General features: G+C 68.5%; 4 protein-coding genes. 1 reads left to right on the top strand and 3 read right to left on the bottom strand.

The window, feature by feature from the left end; all coding sequences use genetic code 11:
- Positions 1-78: 78 nt before the first annotated feature.
- Both yghU and ACTS11_RS01500 read right to left on the bottom strand, forming a co-directional pair.
- On the bottom strand, positions 79-948 hold the full coding sequence (yghU, locus tag ACTS11_RS01505; RefSeq protein ID WP_442638589.1) for a glutathione-dependent disulfide-bond oxidoreductase: 870 nt from the start codon (positions 946-948) through the stop codon (positions 79-81).
- 151 nt (positions 949-1099) lie between these two features.
- Positions 1100-2176: a sodium-dependent bicarbonate transport family permease gene (locus ACTS11_RS01500; protein ID WP_442638588.1), complete on the bottom strand. Its 1077-nt coding sequence runs from the start codon at positions 2174-2176 to the stop codon at positions 1100-1102.
- A 168-nt stretch (positions 2177-2344) separates the two neighbouring features.
- Between ACTS11_RS01500 and ACTS11_RS01495 the strand changes: the two genes are divergently transcribed.
- Positions 2345-2734 carry an STAS/SEC14 domain-containing protein gene (locus ACTS11_RS01495; RefSeq protein ID WP_442638587.1) on the top strand — a complete coding sequence of 130 codons (390 nt, stop codon included), beginning with the start codon at positions 2345-2347 and terminating at the stop codon, positions 2732-2734.
- A gap of 27 nt (positions 2735-2761) precedes the next feature.
- On the opposite strand, the gene ACTS11_RS01490 is transcribed toward ACTS11_RS01495, so the two are convergent.
- A partial coding sequence (locus ACTS11_RS01490) for a zinc finger domain-containing protein (protein ID WP_442638586.1) occupies positions 2762-3236 on the bottom strand: 475 nt, incomplete at its 5' end.

Genomic DNA, 3236 nt, shown 5'->3' with positions numbered 1-3236 from the left:
AGGGGCAGAAGCTCGCGCCCGTGCCCCTCCGCTGCGCGAGGTCCATCAGGACCTCGGCGATCCGGGCGTCGTCGGGCCTCACTCGGCCGCCTGCACCTTGTCCTGCGTCTTCGTGTCGAAGTCCGAGGCGTCGTGCCGTTCCCAGAGCTGGCTCGAGGGCTCGCCGTAGGTGCGGTTGACCATCCGCCCGCGCTGCACCGCCGGACGCGCGAAGAAGCGCTCGGCCCAGGCGATGACGTGGGGGTATTCGTGGACCGACAGGAACTCGCCCGCGTCGTAGGCCTCGCCCATGACGAGGCGGCCATACCAGGGGCAGATCGCGATGTCGGCGATGGTGATGTCGTCGCCCACCATCCAATCGCGCCCCTCGAGGTGCCGGTTCAGCACGTCGAGCTGGCGCTTCGTCTCCATCGCGAAACGGCTGATCGGGTATTCCATCTTGAAGGGCGCGTAGGCGTAGAAATGGCCGAAGCCGCCGCCGAGATAGGGCGCGCTGCCCATCTGCCACATCAGCCACGACAGGAGCTCGGGGCGGTCTTCCGGCTGGCCAAGGAACGCGCCGAACTTCTCGGCCAGATGCATCAGGATCGCGCCCGATTCGAAGACGCGCACGGGCTTGTCGCCGCTCCGGTCCATCAGGGCCGGGATCTTGGAATTGGGGTTCACCTCGACGAAGCCCGAGCCGAACTGGTCGCCGTCGCCGATCCGGATGAGCCAGGCGTCGTACTCGGCTGCGTGGCCGGCGGCGAGCAGCTCCTCGAACATCACCGTCACCTTGACGCCGTTCGGCGTGGCGAGGCTGTAGAGCTGGAAGGGATGCCTGCCGACGGGCAGCTCCTTCTCGTGCGTCGCCCCGGCGATCGGGCGGTTGAGGCTGCCCCACTTGCCGCCGTTCTCCCTGTCCCAGGTCCAGACCTTCGGGGGCGTGTAGCCGGTGTCCTCGCTCATCGTGCTCTCCGTTTTCTGCCGCTGTGGCAACAGCTAGGGCATCGCGCGGAGAAACCCAAGGCGCGGAAGGCTGTTCGCGAGCGCACAAATGCGTGGGCCAGATGCGCGGGCCGGAGCGTGCGCCCCGGCCCGTCGCTTTCATTGGGGCGGTCTAGAACCCGATCACGGCCCCGGCGAGCGCGATCCAGAGCGGGATCGACAGGATCGCCACCGGCGTGCCGAGGCCCGTCGAGGTGCCGACATAGGCCGAGGGGTTCGCCTCGGGCAGCGCGGCGCGGAGCGTCGGCGGACCGGAGATGTCCGAGGAGGACGCCGCCATCACCGACAGGAGCACGACGCCGCCCGCCGAGAAACCGGTGAGGGTGTGGGCGATCAGGCCCGCGCCGAAGCCGATCAGGCCGTGGGCGAAGGGCGCCGCGATCCCGTAGAGGACGTAAGCGTGCGCGACCTTGCGCAGCTCCGACAGCCGCTGCCACGCCTCGATGCCCATGATGAGCATGAGAACCGACAGGAGGCCCCGGAAGAGCGGGTCGTAGAAGCTCTCGTAGACGCTCTCGGGCCGCCCGAAGATGCCGATGGCGAGGCCGAGGAGGAGCGCGGAGATCGCCGGGCTCCGCACCGTGTCGACGAGGATGCCCTTGATCATGTCGCCACCGAAACCCTGATCGAAGCCGGGACCGCCGCCGCCGCCGACGGTCATCGTCGCCGCGCCGCCCGCAGCTCCCTGAAGGGTCCGCGCGGCCTTCCGCTCGGCACTGAGCCGGGCGAGAACGATGGCGGTGACCAGCGCGGCGATGTCCATGAAGGGATAGAGCGCGCCGATGAAGCCCTCGTAAGGAATCCCCTCGCTGTCGAGCATCGCCATGCCCGCCGCCAGCGTCGAGGCCGAGACCGCGCCGAAAAGGCCCGCGGTCGCCATCCCGTCCATCTCCGACACGCCCCGCCAGCGGGCCAGCGTGACCCGGCCCAGCAGGATGATCGCGATGCCCGCGGCGGCGGCAAGCGCGGCCGGAACGGCCAGCTCCACCAGGTTCGCCTCGCGCACGGAGATGCCGGCGCTCAGACCCACCTTCAGCAGGAGCAGGAGCACGATGAACTTGTAGACCGGCTCCGGCACCTCGAGCTTCGAGCCGAGGGCTGCAAGCATCATGCCCCCGATCAGGAAGGCGAGCGTCGGTTTCTGAAGCTGCGCCACGATGGTCGTGGCGATCTCGATGACGATGTCCATGGCGTTTGCCCCTCGCGTAGACGTTTGGGGGGATGTGGGGCATGGCGAGAGGAAAGAAAAATAGAAGTTTTGTAGGATAACGTTTCTGGAAACAGAATGGATCCGTGGCAGGGAACCTCCCCCATCCGCATCCGTTCGCCCCGTGACCCACCGATCCCGGAGGCTCCCATGCTGACGACACCGACCATCGAGGAATTCGACACCGGCATCCCCCGCGTCCACGCCTTCCGCATCCTGCGCGAGGTCACACGCGAGGACATGGGCGAGATGGCCGAGCACATGAACGCCGTCTTCGACCGGGGCGACGGCAAGGTCGACATGCTCCTCGTCTTCGCCACCAAGGAGACGTCCGAGACCGGCGCAAGCTGGTCGGCGGAGGCCATGAAGTCGCGCTTCAAGTCCCTCGTCAACGTGCGGAACTACGTGGTTGCACACCCGCCCTCGGGGGCGGGCAGCATGGTGGAGGCCATGGGCAAGCTGATGCCGGTGAACGCCCGCGTCTTCGACACCGAGGCCGAGGCGATCACCTGGCTCAGGACGCAGCCCGTCGCGGCGTGAGACGGGGGGCGCCGCCGCCCCTCCGTCCTATTCCGACAGCGCCTCGTCGCAGCGCTTGCAGACGCCCGGATGCCGGTGGCTGCCCACGTCGGGCAGGATCTTCCAGCAGCGCTGGCACTTCTCGCCCCCGGCGCGGTGGAAGACGACGCCGATCCCCGGATCGTCGAGGCGGAAGGCGTCGTCCTGCGGCTCGGCCTCCATCACGGTCAGGTCCGAAGTGATGCAGATGTCGTCCATCGACACGGCCTTGAGCACCTTCGCCATCTCCGGGTCCGCGACCTGGAGGAGGGGTGCCGCCTCGAGCGAGGCGCCGATCACCTTGTCGCGCCTCTGGATCTCCAGCGCCGCCGTCACCACGCGCCGCGCCGCCCGGACCTTGGCCCACTTCGCGGCAAGCGCGTCGTCCCGCCACGCGGCGGGCGTCTCGGGGATGTCCTGCAGGTGGACGGAACTGTCGTCGCCCGGGAACCGCTCGAGCCAGACCTCCTCCATCGTGAAGACG

This window comes from Roseicyclus sp. (assembly GCF_052168335.1).
Lineage (GTDB): Bacteria > Pseudomonadota > Alphaproteobacteria > Rhodobacterales > Rhodobacteraceae > Roseibacterium.
Note: the sequence above shows the minus strand (reverse complement) of the source record. Positions and strands in the feature narration are given on the sequence as shown.